Source organism: Bradyrhizobium sp. INPA03-11B (genome assembly GCF_040446015.1).
In the GTDB taxonomy this organism is placed as follows: Bacteria; Pseudomonadota; Alphaproteobacteria; order Rhizobiales; family Xanthobacteraceae; genus Bradyrhizobium; species Bradyrhizobium macuxiense_A.
Map to the genome: position 1 here is coordinate 1 of NZ_JASGSR010000087.1, position 16,823 is coordinate 16,823.

General features: G+C 64.3%; 15 protein-coding genes. 6 read left to right on the forward strand and 9 right to left on the reverse strand.

Going from position 1 to position 16,823, the window contains the following annotated elements; translation table 11 throughout:
* Window positions 1-41 precede the first annotated feature (41 nt).
* Window positions 42-1,319 (forward strand): fumarylacetoacetase, encoded by a 1,278-nt coding sequence (gene fahA, locus QMZ05_RS28865; protein WP_353703836.1) that lies wholly within the window; start codon window positions 42-44, stop codon window positions 1,317-1,319.
* Window positions 1,320-1,422: 103 nt separating this feature from the next.
* Here the strand turns inward: fahA and QMZ05_RS28870 are convergent, their stop codons facing one another.
* Window positions 1,423-1,734: a DUF1272 domain-containing protein gene (locus QMZ05_RS28870; protein WP_353703837.1), complete on the reverse strand. Its 312-nt coding sequence runs from the start codon at window positions 1,732-1,734 to the stop codon at window positions 1,423-1,425.
* Window positions 1,735-2,053: 319 nt separating this feature from the next.
* Entirely contained in the window at window positions 2,054-2,530 is a 477-nt protein-coding gene (locus tag QMZ05_RS28875; RefSeq protein WP_353703838.1) for an Lrp/AsnC family transcriptional regulator, read from the reverse strand.
* A 122-nt stretch (window positions 2,531-2,652) separates the two neighbouring features.
* Here QMZ05_RS28875 and hppD point away from each other — a divergent pair, with 122 nt between their 5' ends.
* The gene (gene hppD, locus QMZ05_RS28880) at window positions 2,653-3,771 is read left to right on the forward strand and encodes a 4-hydroxyphenylpyruvate dioxygenase (RefSeq protein WP_353703839.1); all 1,119 of its coding nucleotides are present in this window, start codon (window positions 2,653-2,655) and stop codon (window positions 3,769-3,771) included.
* A 173-nt stretch (window positions 3,772-3,944) separates the two neighbouring features.
* Here hppD and QMZ05_RS28885 read toward each other — a convergent pair whose 3' ends face one another.
* From QMZ05_RS28885 to QMZ05_RS28905, 5 genes are all read right to left on the reverse strand, one after another.
* Window positions 3,945-5,057, reverse strand: coding sequence for a CaiB/BaiF CoA-transferase family protein (locus tag QMZ05_RS28885; protein WP_353703840.1), 1,113 nt, complete (start codon window positions 5,055-5,057; stop codon window positions 3,945-3,947).
* A 317-nt stretch (window positions 5,058-5,374) separates the two neighbouring features.
* Window positions 5,375-6,175 carry a xanthine dehydrogenase family protein subunit M gene (locus QMZ05_RS28890; RefSeq protein WP_353703841.1) on the reverse strand — a complete coding sequence of 267 codons (801 nt, stop codon included), beginning with the start codon at window positions 6,173-6,175 and terminating at the stop codon, window positions 5,375-5,377.
* A 13-nt stretch (window positions 6,176-6,188) separates the two neighbouring features.
* Window positions 6,189-8,528 carry a xanthine dehydrogenase family protein molybdopterin-binding subunit gene (locus QMZ05_RS28895; RefSeq protein WP_353703842.1) on the reverse strand — a complete coding sequence of 780 codons (2,340 nt, stop codon included), beginning with the start codon at window positions 8,526-8,528 and terminating at the stop codon, window positions 6,189-6,191.
* An 89-nt stretch (window positions 8,529-8,617) separates the two neighbouring features.
* Window positions 8,618-9,118: a (2Fe-2S)-binding protein gene (locus tag QMZ05_RS28900; RefSeq protein ID WP_163159693.1), complete on the reverse strand. Its 501-nt coding sequence runs from the start codon at window positions 9,116-9,118 to the stop codon at window positions 8,618-8,620.
* A 268-nt stretch (window positions 9,119-9,386) separates the two neighbouring features.
* A complete protein-coding gene (locus QMZ05_RS28905; RefSeq protein WP_353703843.1) occupies window positions 9,387-9,587 on the reverse strand; it encodes a hypothetical protein in 201 nt (66 codons plus the stop codon).
* Here QMZ05_RS28905 and QMZ05_RS28910 point away from each other — a divergent pair.
* The 4 genes from QMZ05_RS28910 (at window position 9,571) to QMZ05_RS28925 (ending at window position 14,029) form a co-directional block, all read left to right on the forward strand.
* The gene (locus QMZ05_RS28910; protein WP_353703862.1) at window positions 9,571-11,238 is read left to right on the forward strand and encodes a PQQ-dependent dehydrogenase, methanol/ethanol family; all 1,668 of its coding nucleotides are present in this window, start codon (window positions 9,571-9,573) and stop codon (window positions 11,236-11,238) included. The genes QMZ05_RS28905 and QMZ05_RS28910 overlap by 17 nt on opposite strands.
* Before the next feature lie 22 nt (window positions 11,239-11,260).
* Window positions 11,261-12,466, forward strand: a complete 1,206-nt coding sequence (locus QMZ05_RS28915) for a transporter substrate-binding domain-containing protein (protein WP_353703844.1) — start codon at window positions 11,261-11,263, stop codon at window positions 12,464-12,466.
* A 24-nt stretch (window positions 12,467-12,490) separates the two neighbouring features.
* Complete coding sequence (locus tag QMZ05_RS28920; RefSeq protein WP_353703845.1) at window positions 12,491-13,171, forward strand: response regulator transcription factor; 681 nt, start codon at window positions 12,491-12,493, stop codon at window positions 13,169-13,171.
* 81 nt (window positions 13,172-13,252) lie between these two features.
* A complete protein-coding gene (locus tag QMZ05_RS28925) occupies window positions 13,253-14,029 on the forward strand; it encodes a response regulator transcription factor (RefSeq protein ID WP_353703846.1) in 777 nt (258 codons plus the stop codon).
* A gap of 229 nt (window positions 14,030-14,258) precedes the next feature.
* On the opposite strand, the gene QMZ05_RS28930 is transcribed toward QMZ05_RS28925, so the two are convergent.
* A complete protein-coding gene (locus QMZ05_RS28930) occupies window positions 14,259-15,632 on the reverse strand; it encodes an ATP-binding protein (RefSeq protein WP_353703847.1) in 1,374 nt (457 codons plus the stop codon).
* Window positions 15,629-16,801, reverse strand: a complete 1,173-nt coding sequence (locus QMZ05_RS28935; protein WP_353703848.1) for an FIST N-terminal domain-containing protein — start codon at window positions 16,799-16,801, stop codon at window positions 15,629-15,631. The genes QMZ05_RS28930 and QMZ05_RS28935 overlap by 4 nt, the downstream gene beginning before the upstream one ends.
* Between the last annotated feature and the right edge of the window lie 22 nt (window positions 16,802-16,823).

The following is a 16,823-nucleotide window of genomic DNA, read 5'->3' on the forward strand; positions in this document are numbered from 1 at the left end:
GGCATACGAGATTGCTGGACATGTCTCGTGGGCTCGGAGATGTGTATAAGAGACACCCCAACGACCCCAACCTCCGCTCCTTCATCGACGTCGCGCCCACCTCCGACTTTCCGATCCAGAACCTGCCCTACGGCGTGTTCTCGTCGAAGGATGGCCTCGCGCCGCGCGTCGGCGTTGCGATCGGCGACTATGTGCTCGATCTCTGGGAGCTCGAGCAGGATTCCCGGCTCGATGTCGGGCCGCTCGGCGTGTTCTCGCAGCCCTCGCTGAACGCCTTCATGGCGCTCGGGCCAAAAGTGTGGTCGGCGACGCGGGCGCGGATCAGCGAGCTGCTGCGCTCCGACCATCCGGAGCTGCGCGACAACAGGGAATTGCGCGCACGGGCGCTGGTGCCGATGGCTGACGTCAGGCTGCACATGCCGTTCGCCGTGTCGGGCTATACCGATTTCTATTCGTCGAAGGAGCACGCCACCAATGTCGGCGTCATGTTCCGCGGCAAGGACAACGCGCTGCAGCCGAACTGGCTGCATATGCCGATCGGCTACAATGGCCGTGCCTCGACGGTGGTGGTGTCGGGCACCAAAGTGAAGCGGCCGCGCGGCCAGCTCAAGCCGCCGACCGCTGAGGTGCCGAGCTTCGGCCCCTGCAAGCGGCTCGACTTCGAGCTCGAGATGGGGGTCGTCGTCGGGCAGGCGTCGGTGATGGGCGAGATGCTCACCGAGAAGCAGGCCGAGGAGATGATCTTCGGCTTCGTCATCCTCAACGACTGGAGCGCGCGCGACATCCAGCAGTGGGAATACGTGCCGCTCGGTCCGTTCCAGGCCAAGGCGTTCGCGACCTCGATCAGCCCATGGGTGGTGACCCGCGAGGCTCTGGAGCCGTTCCGAATGCAGGGCCCGAAGCAAGAGCCGGAGCCGCTCGCTTATCTCAAGCAGGCCCAGCCGAACAATTACGACATGCAGCTCGACGTGGGCTTGCGCGCCGGTGCGATGAACGAAGCGAAGACGATCTGCAGCACCAACTTCAAATACATGTATTGGTCGTCGGTGCAGCAACTGGTGCACCACGCCTCCAGCGGCTGCGCGATGAACGTCGGCGATCTCTTAGGGAGCGGCACGATCTCCGGCCCCGAAAAGCACCAGCGCGGTAGCCTGCTCGAAATCAGCTGGAACGGCACCGAGCCGGTGGAGCTTGCGAGCGGCGTCACGCGCTCGTTCCTCGAAAACGGCGACTCGCTTGTGATGCGCGGCTGGTGCCAGGGCGACGGCTATCGCGTCGGGTTCGGCGAGGTCGAGGGCACGATCGTCGCGGCGGAGTGACGAATCCGTCATTGCGAGCGAAGCGAAGCAATCCATCGATCCGCGTATGACGACGGGGTGGATTGCTTCGTCGCTTCGCTCCTCGCAATGACGGCGAAAAGTCCTACCGCTCCTCCGGCCTGATGTCCCTCAGCCGCGCGGTATGCGCCGCGCAGTCCTCAAGACTGTATTTGAGATGCACCCGCTTGTCCGACGGCGGTTGGTTCACGGTACAGACACCCGGCCGCCACGGCTTGGCCGGGCGGATCGGGCGCGGCGCGAAGCCGCCGCCGCAGTTCGGGCAGACGTTGCCGAGCTTGGTCTCGGCGCAATCTGCACAGAATGTGCATTCATAGGAGCAGATCCGCGCGTCGGTGGCGCCCGGTGGCAGGTCCTTGTCGCAATATTCGCAGTTCGGTCGCAGCTGCAGCGCCATGGCTTTCCTCGGCTTGTCGTTGGATGCCGCGCATACCGCTGCACCTCTCCCCTTGTGGGAGAGGCATAGGCGGCCGTAGGCGGCCGTCAAGTACGCCGAAGCGAAGCTTCGGCTATGTCACATCGCAAGATGTGATCCGGGTGAGGGGTATCGGTCTCTCGGCAGAGTGTGCTCGGCGGAGAGAACCCCTCACCCCAACCCTCTCCCACAGGGGGAGAGGGAGCCCACCGCCGATGTCGCGGCATCGAACCAATTCAGGCAGATGATCGCAGGTCGTACGGCAGAAGCGAATGACGTATTTCCCTCGATTTGCGACGGATCAGGCCGGTAGCGATTTCAGCGGCAGCTTGGTGCTCTCCTTCAGGCGGTCGAGCACGATCGACGAGCGCACATGCGCCACGCTCTGGTGCGGCATCAGCACGTTGTTGACGATGTCGGACAGGCTCTTCAGGTCGCGCAGCATCACCTTCAGCACGTAGTCGGCGTCGCCCGTCAGCGCGTAGGCCTCCTGGATGTCGTCGACGCGGTTGACCAGCTCCCGAAACCGCTTGGCGTTATCGGGCGAGTGGGTCGCCAGGGTAATGTGGATGAAGGCGATCAGGCCGAAGCCGAGCGCCTCGCCGGCGAGGTCGGCGTGGTAGCCCGCGATCACCTTCTCCTCCTCCAGCCGCATCCGCCGCCTGGAGCATTGCGAGGCGGAAAGCCCGACCAAGTCGGCCAGCTGCTGGTTGGTCAGCCGGCCGTCATCCTGCAGCGCGGCGAGCATTTTGAGGTCGAAAGCGTCGACTTCAGGCATGCGTCAAATGTCCATTTCATGCACGGATCGTGCGCGGTATTAGCAAAACGAGCCTCATTTTGCACGCACGTTGTACGCCAGATGACGGAAATTGATCCCAGACAAATCAGGGAGTTGCCGCCATGGGTCCGTTTCCGCACGATGCGCCGCCCGCCGAAATCAGCACTGAGAATCCGATGGGCACCGACGGCTTCGAGTTCGTCGAATACGCCCATCCCAATCCGGCTGAGCTGCACGCGCTGTTCAGGCTGATGGGCTTCGTCGCGGTCGCCCGCCACCGGACCAAGGCGATCACGGTCTATCGCCAGGGCGATATCAACTATCTCGTTAATGAGGAGCCCGGCAGCCACGGCTTCAACTTCGTCGCCGCGCACGGCCCCTGCGCGCCGTCGATGGCGTTCCGCGTGGTCGATGCCAAGCACGCCTATGAGCGTGCGATCGCGCTCGGCGCGGAGCCGGCGGATGTGTCGTCCGCGGAGAAGACGCTCGACGTCCCCGCGATCAAGGGCATCGGCGGCAGCCTGCTCTACTTCGTCGACCGCTATGGCGCAAAGGGCTCAGCCTATGATGCCGAGTTCGAATGGCTCGGAGCAGAGAACCCGCGCCCCGCAGGCTCCGGCCTGTATTACGTCGATCACCTCACCCACAACGTCCATCGCGGCCGCATGGATGTCTGGACCGGCTTCTATGCAAAACTGTTCAACTTCCGCCAGATCCGCTTCTTCGACATCGAGGGCCGCGCATCCGGCCTGTTCTCCCGCGCGCTGACCAGCCCGGACGGCAAGATCCGGATTCCGATCAACGAGGACGCCGGCGATTCCGGACAGATCGAGGAATATCTCAACGTCTATCACGGCGAGGGCATCCAGCACATCGCCTGCGGCGCGCGCGATATCCATACGACGGTCGAGCGGTTGCGCGCGGATGGCCTGCCATTCATGCGGTCGCCGCCCGACACCTATTTCGAGCGGATCGATGCCCGTCTGCCCAAGCATGGCGAGGATGTCGCACGGCTAAGGACCAACGGCATCCTGATCGACGGCGAGGGCGTGGTCGACGGCGGCCAGACCAAGGTGTTGCTGCAGATCTTCTCGGCGAATGCGATCGGGCCGATCTTCTTCGAATTCATCCAGCGCAAGGGCGACGACGGTTTCGGCGAAGGCAATTTCAAGGCGCTGTTCGAATCGATCGAGGAAGACCAAATCCGCCGCGGCGTGCTCAAGGTCGATCACGCGGCGTAAGCGCGTCGTAGCGCCACGCTAGCGCAAAACCAACAGGTGTCGTCCCGGCGAAAGCCGGGACCCATACCGCGGAATCTATCGAGTGTGTTGGTTCGGAGTCCCGCGGAACGGTCGTGCGCAACAACGACGTTCCGGGGGTATGGGTCCCGGCCTTCCCGGGACGACAGCGAAACTTACTTCCCCGTTTTCCACTCAGCCGTCACATCACCAATCTTTGCCAATTCCGGCTCGCGGATTGCCGACGGCGTCCGCGAGAAGCGCGGCGCCGGGGCGGGCTGGGTGACGCCGTGGCGCTCGACGAACACCTGGCGAGCTGCCATGTGCGGATGATCAGGGGCTTCCTCCATGGTGAGGATCGGCGCAAAGCAGATGTCGGTGCCTTCCATGATCGTGCACCAGTCGGCGCGCGACTTGCTCTTGAACACTTTTTCCAGCTTCGCCTTCAGCGCCGGCCAGGCCTTGCGGTCCATCTGGGCGTCGAAGTCGGCGTCGGTCAGGTCGGCATGCTTGCGCAGCAGCGCGTAGAACTGCGGCTCGATCGAGCCGATCGAGATGAAGTTGCCGCAGGAGCATTCATAGACGCCGTAGAAATGCGCGCCGCCGTCGAGGAAATTCTGGTCGCGGCCGCCGCTCCAGCGACCCTGCGCGGCCATGTCGTAGAACATCGACATCAGCGAGGCCGCGCCGTCGCACATCGCGGTATCCACAACCTGGCCCTTGCCGGACTTCTGCGCTTCGAGCAGTGCTGCGAGCACTCCGACCACGAGGTACAGCGCGCCGCCGCCGAAATCGCCGACCAAATTGAGCGGCGGCACCGGCTTCTCCTTGGTGCCGATCGCAGCCAGCGCACCCGTGATCGAGATGTAGTTGATGTCGTGGCCGGCGGCGTTGGCCAGCGGGCCTTCCTGGCCCCAGCCGGTCATGCGCCCGTAGACCAGTTTCGGATTGCGCGCGAGCACGACGTCGGGGCCGAGGCCGAGGCGCTCCATCACGCCGGGTCGGAAGCCTTCGATCAGCGCATCGGCATGGCCGAGCAGGTCGAGCACTTCGGCAATGGCTGCCTTGTTCTTGAGGTCGAGCTCGATCACCTTGCGGCCGCGGGTCGCCACCGCCTTCAAATTCTTGCCCGCGCCGACCCGGTCCAGCGTGATGACCTCGGCGCCCATATCGGCGAGCAGCATGCAGGCGAACGGGCCGGGACCGATGCCGGCGAATTCGACGATGCGGAAGCCTGTGAGCGGACCCGAGGTGCGAGCGGCGGTTTGGGAGGCGGGCTTGTCGAGCACGTTGTTGTTCCGTTGTTGCTATAGGGAAGTAATCGAAGGGTCTTGTTCACTTGTCCGACGCACGGGGATCGCCGGCGCTGCCATCAAAGGCGCGGCCTGGCCGTCGCTAGCCATGGCAATGGGGGCTCGTTTGGTCTGCCGAACGTCATGGGTCCTCTCCCCGGGGCCGTCCGTCTGACGGTATTTTTAATTAGCTGATTAGCTAAATTCTCTCGCCTATTGCGGGATGTGGCAAGTCCTTTTGGCTGGAATGCCAGCAAAACGCGAACGGCGCGCATCGCTGCGCGCCGTCTGCATAGGTTCCGGTAGGATAGGGGCTAGCCGGCGGCGATCACCGCCCGCTGTCCCATCACCTTCACCAGGTTGGCGCGGTAATCCGCCGAGCCGTGGATGTCGGCGAGTAGGCCGCTCGCCGGGATCGTGACGCTATCGAGCGCCGACGCCGCCCAGTTCGCCTTCAGCGCCTGCTCGATCGGCGCCACCCGCATGACGCCGCTCTGCGATGCGCCGGTCGCGGCGACGCGCACGTCGCCCGCCTTGGTCTTGGCCACGAACACGCCGGTCAGCGCGAAGCGCGAGGCCGGGTTCGGAAACTTCGCATAGCCCGCCTTGGCCGGAACCGGGAACGCGACCTGCGTGATGATCTCGCCATCCTCGAGTGCCGTTGAGAACAGGCCCTTGAAGAAGTCCTCCGCCGCGATTGACCGCTTGTTGGTCCTGACCGTCGCGCCAAGCGCCAGCACCGCCGCCGGATAATCCGCCGCCGGGTCGTTGTTGGCGAGTGAACCGCCGATCGTGCCGCGATAGCGCACGGCGGGATCGCCGATCTCCGATGCCAGATTGGCGAGCGCCGGGATCGCCTTCTTGACCGCATCGCTTTGCGCCACATCGTAATGCGGCGTAGCGGCTTTGATGGTGACAGTGTCGCCCGAAACCTCGATGCCGATCAGCTCCTGCACCTTGGAGAGGTCGATCACGTCGGAAGGTGCGGCGAGACGCTGCTTCATCACAGGAAGCAGGGTTTGACCGCCGGCAAGGAATTTTGCTTCCTGGCCCTTGGCAAACGTGGCTGCGGCGTCGGCGACCGAGGAAGCGCGGTGATAATTTGTCTCGTACATGGCTCTTCCTCCCTCAACCGTGAATGGCGTGCCAGACGCGATCGGGCGTCGCCGGCATTTCCAGCTTGTTGTTGCCGATGGCGTCCGTGATCGCGTTGATCACGGCAGCAGAGGCGCCGATCGCGCCGGCTTCGCCGCAGCCCTTGACGCCGAGCGGGTTGCCCGGACACAGCGTCGTGGTGTGGGAGAGCTGGAACGACGGCAGGTCGTCGGCGCGCGGCATGGTGTAATCCATGAACGACGCGGTCACGAGCTGGCCGGTGTCGTCATAGACCGCGCCTTCGAGCAGCGCCTGGCCGATGCCCTGCGCAAGGCCGCCATGAACCTGGCCTTCGACAATCATCGGGTTGATCAGCCGGCCGAAGTCGTCCGCTGCCACGAAGTTGACGAAGGAGGTCTTGCCGGTGCCCGGATCGACCTCGAGCTCGCAGATGTAAGCGCCGGCCGGGAAGGTGAAGTTGGTCGGGTCGTAGAACGCCGTCTCCTTCAAACCCGGCTCCATGCCGTCGGGCAGGTTGTGCGCCGTATAGGCGGCGAGCGCGACCATCGGCAGTGCGATCGACTTGTCGGTGCCGGTGACCTTGAACTCGCCGTTCTCGATCACGATGTCGCTCTCGGATGCCTCGAGCGCATGTGCCGCGATCTTCTTGGCCTTGGCCTCGACCTTCTCCATCGCCTTCACGATCGCCGTACCGCCGACCGCGAGCGAGCGCGAGCCGTAGGTGCCCATGCCGAACTGCACCTTGTCGGTGTCGCCATGGACGATCGAGACCTGGCTGATCGGCACGCCGAGCCGCTCCGCGATGATCTGGCAGAACGTCGTCTCATGGCCCTGGCCGTGGCTGTGCGAGCCGGTGAGCACCTCGATGGTGCCGACCGGGTTGACGCGGATTTCCGCTGACTCCCACAGACCGACGCCGGCACCGAGACTGCCGACCGCCTTCGACGGCGCGATGCCGCAGGCCTCGATGTAGCAGGAGAAGCCGATGCCGCGCAGCTTGCCGTCGGCTTTCGCCTTGGCCTTGCGGGCCGCGAAGCCGGCATAGTCGATCGCCTTCATCGCGGCATCGATAGAGGCGTGGAAGTCACCGATGTCGTACGCCATGATGACCGGCGTCTGATACGGGAACGTGGTGATGAAGTTCTTCTTGCGCAGCTCGGCCGGATCGACCTTCAACTGCCGCGCCGCCGTCTCCATCATGCGCTCGATCAGATAGCTCGCCTCGGGACGGCCGGCGCCGCGATAGGCGTCGACCGGCGTGGTGTTGGTGTAGACGCCGATCACCTCGGCGTAGATCGCCGGGATCACGTACTGGCCCGACAGCAGCGTCGCGTAGAGATAGGTCGGCACCGCCGAGGAGAATAGCGACATATAGGCGCCGAAATTGGCGTGGGTCTTCACCCGCAGGCCAAGGATCTTGTTGTCCTTGTCGAACGCCATCTCCGCCTTCGAGACATGGTCGCGGCCATGCGCGTCGGTGAGGAAGGCCTCGGAACGATCACCGGTCCACTTCACCGGGCGACCCACCTTCTTGGAGGCCCACAGCGCCACCATCTCTTCCGGATAGATGTAGATCTTGGAGCCGAAGCCGCCGCCGACGTCGGGCGCGATCACGCGCAGCTTGTGCTCGGGCGCGATGTTGTAGAACGCCGACAGCACGAGGCGGGCGACGTGCGGGTTCTGCGAGGTGGTGTAGAGCGTATAGTGCTCCTCGGCCTGGTCGTAATGCGCGACGGCTGCGCGCGGCTCCATCGCATTCGGCACCAGGCGGTTGTTGGTGAGGTCGAGCGTCACCACATTGGCGGCCTTGCTGAACGCATCCTTGACCGCGGCTTCGTCACCGAGATGCCAGTCATAGACGATGTTGCCGGGGGCCTCGGGGTGCAGCTGCGGTGCGCCCGGCTTGATCGCGGCCTTGATGTCGGCCGCCGCGGGAAGCTCTTCGTAATCGACGACGACGGCTTCCGCCGCGTCCTTGGCCTGGTTCTTGGTCTCGGCGATCACGACCGCGACCGCCTGTCCGACGAAGCGCACGGTCTCCGGCGCCATCGCCGGCCACGCGCCCATCTTCATCGGCGAACCGTCCTTCGAGGTGATGGCCCAGCCGCAGATCAGATTGCCGACCTTGTCGTCGACGATCTGCTGCCCAGTCAGCACGGCGATCACGCCGGGCATCTTCATGGCCTCGGCTGAGTTGATGCCCTTGACCTTGGCGTGGGCATGCGGGCTGCGGATGAAGTGCGCGTAACTCATGCCGACCATTTTGACGTCGTCGACGTAACGCCCTTGTCCGGTGATGAACCGGCGATCTTCCTTGCGCACGACACGTGCGCCAATTCCTTCAACACCCATTGTCTAGTCCTCCCGACCGGAGATTCGATTTGCCGCCGTTTCCATCGAGATCGGCGGTGATGAGCTTGATCGTATGCGTTGCGCGGCTGCTATTCGGCGGCCTGCGCCACCTTCATGCGGCCGGCAGCGTCGAGCACCGCCTTGACGATGTTGTGGTAGCCGGTGCAGCGGCAGATGTTGCCTTCGAGCTCGTGGCGAACCGTTTCCTCGTCGAGCTTGCCGCCAGATCCTTGAGAATGATGGCGGTGCACGATATCGACCGCGGACATGATCATGCCGGGAGTGCAATAGCCGCACTGCAGGCCGTGATTGTCGCGGAACGCCGCCTGCATCGGGTGCAGCTCGTCGCCCTTGGCGAGGCCTTCGATGGTGGTGACGTTGGAGCCCGCGGCCTGGCCGGCCAGCATGGTGCAGGATTTGACCGCCCGCCCATCGACATGGACGACGCAGGCGCCGCACTGGCTGGTATCGCAGCCGACATGGGTGCCGGTGAGGTTCAGATTTTCGCGCAACAGATGCACGAGGAGGGTCCGGTCCTCGACGTCGACCGAGACCGCCTTGCCGTTTACCGTCAGTTTGACTGTAGACACGCGTTTCTCCCAATAGCTTCGTTATGGGCCCAGTAGACCACGCTTCATGTGGGACGTAACCGCGATCAAAGTCGTAGGTGCGGCCCTGTCAGGAAGGCTCCGGGCTGTGCCTCCGATCCTAGCAGGCGGCTGTTCAATGGGCAATTTGCAAGCTGCTTCTGGCGTGCTCCGGCGCGACGAAATCGCGCGGCGGTGCAGGCGATTTCCGGCAGATCGATGCTGCCTGCGGCACGCAAAAATCGTCGCCGCTGACGCTACTACCTTCCGCCTATAACGACGCAAAAGCGTTGCTGTCATTTTCATCGCCGACGCAGCGACGCAAGATCGCTGGTTCATGAAATTGGGTATCGATCCGCGCGCGCGATGCATCCATCGCGGCAACGAAACCATATTGGAGGAAGCCAATGAAGCTGAGGAGCGGGATTTTCTTTGCTGGCGTGTCGCTGGTCGTCATGGTGATGGCCAGCATTGGTGCGTCGAAAGCAAACGATTCCGTCGTGAAGGCGGCGTCCGATCCGAACGGATGGGCGATCGCGGGCCACGACTACGGCAATACGCGCTTCAGCCCCCTGAAGCAGATCAATTCCGAGAATGCCGGCAAGCTGCAGCTGGTCTATTCGTTGTCGCTCGCCTCGCTGCGCTCCAACGAGTCCTCGCCGGTGGTTATCGGCAAGAACCTGTACGTATCGACCTCGTGGGGTCCGAAATACGTCTATGCCATCGACGCCGCGACCGGCGCGCGCAAATGGACCTGGCAGCCCGACATTCCGGATGACGTGCTTCAATACGCTTGCTGCGACGTCAACAACCGCGGCGTATCCTACGCCGACGGCAAGATCTTCGTCGGCCGCCTCGACGGCAAGTTGACCGCGCTCGATGCCGAGACCGGCAAGGAGCTCTGGACCTCGACGGTCGTCGACTACAAGCAGGGTTCGGTCATCACCTCGCCGCCGCTCATCGTCCGCGACAAGGTCATCACCGGCTTCGGCGGCGGCGAATATGGCGTCCGCGGCGCGTTGCAGGCCTTCAACCTCAAGGACGGCAAGCTGCTCTGGCAAACCTTCACGGTGCCGGCGCCCGGTGAACCCGGCAGCGACACCTGGAAGGGCGACACCGGGCTGCATGGCGGCGGCGCAGCCTGGCTGGTCGGCTCCTACGACGCCAAATCCGACACGGTCTACTGGGGTACCAGCAATCCGGGACCGTGGAATACCGGCGTGCGCTCCACCGGCGACGGCAATTTCGGCAAGCTGACCAACCTCTACACCGCTTCGACGCTGGCGATCGATCCCAATACCGGCAAGATCAAGTGGCATATCCAGGGCACGCCGGCCGACGCCTGGGACTATGACGGCGTCAACGAGCTCTTGCTCGCCGACCTCAAGATCAAGGGCGCCGAAACACCTGTTCTGATGAAGGCGGACCGCAACGGCTTCTTCTTCGTCGCCAACCGCGAGACCGGCAAGGTGATCTCGGCCGAGAAGTATGTCTTCGCCAATTGGGCCAAGAAGTGGGACATCAACACGATGCGGGCGGAAGAGGATCCGGACAAGCGTCCGGGCCCCGGTCATCCCGCCAAGGACATCTGCCCGAACCTGATCGGCGGCAAGAACTGGCAGCCGATGTCGTTCAACCCTGGGACCGGCCTCGTCTACATCCCGAGCAACAATGTCTGCATGGACTGGTCGGTCTCTGACGTGAACTACAAGCGCGGCGTGTTCTATCTCGGCGCCGAATTCCCGACCAAGCCGGGTCCCGGCGGCTTCCTCGGCGAGCTCGTGGCCTGGGATCCCGTGGCCAACAAGAAGGTGTGGAGCATCAAGGAAGACCTGCCCTTCAACGGCGGCACGCTGACGACGGGCGGCAACCTCGTGTTCTCCGGCAACCTGCACGGCGACTTCCGCGCCATCGATGCCAAGAGCGGCAAGGTGCTGTGGAGCAAGAACCTCGGAAGCGGCATCGGCGCCGGTCCGGTGACATATTCGGTCGACGGCAAGCAGTATGTCGCGATCGTGGTCGGACGTACCGCGGCGCTGCCGGCCTTCCTCGGTGACATCGGCAAGAAGATGGTCGCCGCGGCACCGGAAGGCGGCTCGCTGTTCGTGTTCGCCCTACAGTAACGATCGTCGCAAGGAGGCAGCATTGTCCGCGTCCATCAAGTGCAATGAAGTACCCAACTCGGCGCGCCGCGTGCAGTTGGGAAAGGCGATCCGGACCGTGCTGCTCTCCGCCGCGCTGCTCGCGCCGGCCGTCTCGGCCGGCGCGGAAGAGGCCAGGCCGCCGCTGCGGCTCTGCGCCGACCCGACCAATTTGCCGTTCTCGAGCGACGAGCCGGGCAAGCCCGGCCTCTATCTCGAGATCGGCCAGGCGGTGGCGCAAAAGCTTGGCCGCACGGTGAGCTATAATTGGTACAAGTCCTATTTCGGCAAGCGCACCGTGCGGGAGACGCTGCTCAGCAGGCAGTGCGACGCCATGGTCGGCCTGCCGCTGATCGACGATTTCATGGGGCCGGCGGTGATCTTCTCGAAGCCGATCGCTCACGAAGGCTACGCGTTGGTCGGCGCCAGGGATCGCAAGCTCGCCGGCATCGATGACCTCAAGGGATTGCGGGTTGCGGTGCAGTATCAGTCGACGCCGCAAAACCTGCTGGCGATGCGTGACGATATCCAGAAGGTCACCGTGCTCAACCCGGAAGAGGGCATGACCGCCCTCGACCAGGGCAAGGTCGATGTCGCCTTCGTCTGGGCGCCGGTGGCGGGTTGGCTCAACAAGACCAGCTACGGCGACAAATACCGGATCGTGTCGACCGAGGGCGACGGCCTGCTCTGGGCGACCGCGATCGGCTTCGCCAAGGCGTCCGGTGCGCTGCGCGATGAGATCAACGGCGTGCTGCCGTCGCTGCAGCCGGAGATTTCCGCCCTGTTTGCCAAATATGGTGTGCCGAACGGCGCTCCGGTGAAGTTCGGCCAGGCGGCGCCGGCGACGACGTCGTCCGTTGGGGCCAGCGAACCCGTCACGGTCGGGCAGGCGACTGCTGCCGAGAAGCCGGTTCAGACCGCGGCGACCGCCGGTGGGGATGCCAAGGGAGATGCCACTGCGGGCCGGGAGGTCTTCAACGGGACCTGCGCCCATTGCCACGGTCCGGACGCGGTGCAGGCCGAGCGAAAGATCGACCTCAGGCTGCTCAAGAAGCGCTATGCTGACGACATGGAATCGACATTCTGGAAGACGGTCCATGACGGGCGGCCAGCCAAGGGCATGCCGGCCTGGAAGGACGTCTTCAGCGACGACGAGCTCAGAAACGTATATGCCTATCTGCAGAGCGTGCAGGATACCGGCGGGAACTAGCCGAAGAGCAGTGCGAGGGTCCTCATGATGGGGTTCCTGATCATCGACGATCATCCCTTGTTCGGGGAGGCGCTTGGCAACGCCATCCGCATCTCGCATCCCGATGCCCGGATCTATGAGGCGACCTCGATCAAGGGGGCTCTCGGCATCCTCGCCAGCGAGCCGAATATTGATCTGGCGTTGCTCGATCTGCTGCTGCCTGACGTCGTCGGCTTCTCCGGCTTCCAGAAGCTCAGGGATCGCTATCCGCGGCTACCGATCGCCATCGTCTCCAGTGAAGAAGACAAGCACACCATCCGCGAGGCGCTGGAAATGGGCGCGGTCGGCTATCTGCCGAAATCAACTTCGCTCGGCGAATTGTCGCAGGCGATCGCGCGGGTGCTGAGCGGATCGGTCTCGGCGCCGCGGGATTTCGTCGCGGTCGGCGCGCTGGACCAGTCCGAGACCGCGCGGACGCTGCGCGAGCGGATCCAGAAGCTGACACCGCAGCAGATCCGCGTGTTGCACTTGATCATCCGCGGCCTGCAGAACCGCGAGATCGCCACCGAGCTCAAGCTCGCGGAATCCACCGTCAAGGCGCATGTCACCGAGATCCTGCGCAAGCTGAAGCTGTTCAGCCGCAACAAGGCGATCATCGAGCTCGGCAAGATTCCGCTTCCGGCCCTTGAGACCAGCTCGGGCACGAAGGCGGAGAAGACGCCTTAAGGCTTGCTGCGCTGCGAGGCTGACGCATTGACTATCCGCCTATAGGCTCCCGGTCGGCTTTGAGATAACGTCGTGCACATCATGGCTGTCATCAGCGATCCGAGGGAGGACGGCGCAGCATTGACCACGACCGCGCCCCTGGCGGACGAGCCGCCGCTCGATCAGGCGGGTGCGCCTCGACTGCTGATCGTCGAGGACCACCCGCTATTCCGCGCCGCCCTGATCGGCGTGATCGGGGCCGAATTTCCCGATGCCGAGGTGCTGCAGGCGACCTCGATCGACGGCGCGCTTGATGTGATCGCCGCGCGCGATGGCCTCGATCTGATCCTGCTCGATTTGTCGATGCCCGGGACCACGGGCCTGCTCGGCGCCTACCGGGTGCGGGCCGCGGCGCCGCGCAGCGCGCTGGTGATCGTGTCGGCGCATGACGATTCCCGGATCATCGGCGGCGCGATCTCGCTCGGCATCTCCGGGTTCATTCCGAAGTCGACGCCGAAGGCTGAGCTGGCCCGGCTGCTGCGCGGCATCCTCGAAGGCGAAGTATTCCTGCCGACGCGCTTCCGCGACACGGCCGCCGCGCGGAAGGGCCAGGCCGAGACCAAGGAACTGGTGCAGCAGCTCGGCCAGTTCACCGCCCAGCAGCTTCGCGTGCTCGACATGATCTGCCGCGGCCTGCAAAACAAGCACATCGCCTATCAGCTCGATATCTCGGTCACCACCGTGAAGGTGCATGTCTCCGAGATCCTGCGCAAGCTCGGCGTGCGCAGCCGGACCGAGGCCATCATCGCGCTGTCGAAACTGGATTTCGGCAAGCAGGACCATGCACCGGTGACGGCCTCGCCCTCGCGCGGCGACTAGAGCCACGGGGCACGGTGGAGGCACGCGGCGTTAGGTATGCCGGCCAGCAGCGTCAAACTCAGCTGTCATCACCCGCGAAGGCGGGTGATCCAGTGCGCCGCGGCCTCTCGATCGAAAACGACTGTCTCTGGAATACTGGATCGCCCGGTCAAGCCGGGCGATGACAGTGTTGCGTGGGGTGAGTTTTCTCGACGCGAACCGGCATCCGCTTTGCTCGAAAACGCGCTGGTCATAACCGCGCGTTCGACTGCTCCGCTGCGAGCAGGAACGACAACAGCGAGCGCATCTCGGCGGGCTTGATCGGCTTCTTCAGGAGTTCGTGGCCAAAGGCCGAGACGTCGGAGGCGGCCTTGGCCGAGTGGTCGGCGGTGACGATGATCGCCGGCACCTTGGCGTTGATCTCGCCGCGGATCACGTCGACGGCCTGGATTCCGGTCTCGCCATTGTCGAGATGCAGGTCGGCGATGATGGCGTCGGGAATGCCGTCCAGCGCGTGGATGCGCTCGAGCGCCTCGGTCTTGGAGATCGTCACGGCGACGTCGCAGCCCCATTTCTCCAGCAAATGGGCGAGACCCTCGGCGCTCGAGAGATCGTTCTCGATCAGCAGGATCTTCGCGCCCTCCATGCCGCCATAGCGATAGTCGACGCTGGCCTGTTCGCGCACCGGGATCGCAACCGGATCGAGGGTGCGCGGCACCGTGACCGAGAATACCGAGCCCTTGCCGGCGCGCGAACTCAGCCTGATGTTATGGCCGAGCAGGTCGGCAAACCGGCGCACGATCGAAAGGCCGAGCCCGATGCCCGCCTTGTCGCCGGCGCCGGCGTCGCCGCGCTGAAACTCGACGAAGATCGCCTCGCGCTGGGCTTCCGGGATGCCCGGCCCGGTGTCGTGCACCTCGATGCAGATATCGTCGCCCTTGAGGCGGCATCCCATCAGCACGGTGCCGCGCTGGGTATAGCGCAGCGCATTGGCCAGGAGGTTCTGCAGGATCCGGCGCAGCATCAGCGGATCGGAGCGGACCACCGCCGACGACGGCATGATCCGGAAGTCGAGATTGCGCTTGGCGGCGGTCGCGACGAACTCCTGCTGCAGCGGCTCGAACAGCGAAGCGATCGCGACCGGACCGAATTCGGGCCTGAGCACGCCGGCATCGAGCTTCGAGATGTCGAGCAGCGTCCGCAGCATGTCCTCGAGCGTCGCCAGCGAGCGGTCGATCTGGTCGGTCAGCGCGACGCTCTTGGGCTCGGTCGCCATCTCGGTCAGCGCTGATAGCGTCAGCCGCGCGGCATTCAGCGGCTGCAACAGGTCGTGCGTCACCGAAACCAGCACCGACGATTTCAGCGAGCTTGCCGCCTCGGCCTGCTGCTTGGCTTGCAGCAGGCGTCCGTTGGTCTTCTCCAGCGATTGCAGCGCCTGCTTGAGTTGCTGGGTGCGGTCGCGCACCTGCTGATCCAGCGCGATCGCGGTCTCGAACAGCGAGAACGCGTTGAGCTGCTGGTCGGTCGAACGTTCGACGCGCGACATCAGCGCCGCGTTGATCTTGCGCAGCTTCTCGGCTTCGCGTTCGAGGGCAGCGATGCGCGTGGTCTTGCTATCGGTCATTGCGGCGCGACAGCCCGCTTGCCGATGGCGATGCCGGTCAGCGTCTGGTTGACATGCATGGAGCGATACTGCTCGCCATAGGTCTGAAAGCCAATCACTTTGTTACGGCGATAGAGCTCCGACATCTCCCGCGACAGCTGGCGCTGCTCGACGTCGAGCCGGCGCAGCACGCATTCGAAGCCGATGAACATCGAGACCTCGCCGAGATCCTCGGTCAGCTCCTTGAGCAGGCGGCTCGTCACGTCGATCGGGTCGCGCTCGCGCGCCACCGTCAGCACCATGCCCTCGTCGATGGCGCAGAAGAACTGCAGCGACCCGTCGGGATTGGTGCGCTGGATCGAGCGCGCGTAATAGGCGCCGCCGACCCGGACCAGCACCGGATGCGCGGCGAACGAGAACAATTCGAGCTTGCTTTCGCTCAAGCCCACGGCGCGGGAATATTCCAGCGCGGCCGGCTCGGCGTTCAACTCCTTGACGATGCGGTGCTCGATGTCGGCCTCGGTCACCACCATCTTGGTCGAGGTCGGCTCGAAATGGTCGCACTTGAACAGGCGGAACGGCAGCCGGGTCCGGATCAGGATCAGGACGGCGGCGTCGGTATGGGCCTTGCCGCCGTGGAAGACCCAGGACTTCTCGAAGCGCAGGCCGTCGCCGGCGGAGCCGCCGACCACCGGGATGTCGCCGAGCGATGCGTAGATCGCCGACATGATGGTTTCCTCGCGCTGGCACATGCCGTCGATGAACAGCAGCCCGAAGGAATCGTCGGTGTGATCGCAATGCTCGGTGCGCTGCGCGAATTCGCTCTGCAACTCGGTGCAGATCGAACGGCCGTGGTCGACCCGAAACGTCGAGAGGTCGAACAGCGGCCGGGCCGCGATGACGAAATCGGCCGCGTCGAAGCCCATCGCCACGACACTGTCCTCTTCCCAGCCGCCGGGCGACAACTCGCCCGCCGTGGTGCAGCCGAAGATCGGAATATCGGGCATCCGGCCGGACAGTTCGGCAATGAATTGTTGCGGGTCATAGAACGGCGACACGAACACCACGAGCATGGCGAGATCGACCGTCGCCAATTGGCGCGCGATCTCGTCGGCGGCCTCCCGCGGCCCGGTGGTCTTTGCCTGCACCACGACAATACTGTCGGTGGCGCTGCCGTTCTGCTTCGCCAAAGGCGTTCTCCCTGACCAGAAT

Excerpts from the sequence above, each read along its gene's own strand:
- QMZ05_RS28875 (WP_353703838.1), bottom strand. The coding sequence starts at position 2,530 with ATGCCTGAAGTCGACGCTTTCGACCTCAAAATGCTCGCCGCGCTGCAG.
- QMZ05_RS28920 (WP_353703845.1), top strand. The coding sequence starts at position 12,491 with ATGATGGGGTTCCTGATCATCGACGATCATCCCTTGTTCGGGGAGGCG.
- QMZ05_RS28905 (WP_353703843.1), bottom strand. The coding sequence starts at position 9,587 with ATGCTGGCCATCACCATGACGACCAGCGACACGCCAGCAAAGAAAATC.
- QMZ05_RS28895 (WP_353703842.1), bottom strand. The coding sequence starts at position 8,528 with ATGGGTGTTGAAGGAATTGGCGCACGTGTCGTGCGCAAGGAAGATCGC.
- hppD (WP_353703839.1), top strand. The coding sequence starts at position 2,653 with ATGGGTCCGTTTCCGCACGATGCGCCGCCCGCCGAAATCAGCACTGAG.
- QMZ05_RS28930 (WP_353703847.1), bottom strand. The coding sequence starts at position 15,632 with ATGACCGATAGCAAGACCACGCGCATCGCTGCCCTCGAACGCGAAGCC.
- QMZ05_RS28925 (WP_353703846.1), top strand. The coding sequence starts at position 13,253 with ATGGCTGTCATCAGCGATCCGAGGGAGGACGGCGCAGCATTGACCACG.
- QMZ05_RS28910 (WP_353703862.1), top strand. The coding sequence starts at position 9,571 with ATGGTGATGGCCAGCATTGGTGCGTCGAAAGCAAACGATTCCGTCGTG.
- QMZ05_RS28870 (WP_353703837.1), bottom strand. The coding sequence starts at position 1,734 with ATGGCGCTGCAGCTGCGACCGAACTGCGAATATTGCGACAAGGACCTG.
- QMZ05_RS28890 (WP_353703841.1), bottom strand. The coding sequence starts at position 6,175 with ATGTACGAGACAAATTATCACCGCGCTTCCTCGGTCGCCGACGCCGCA.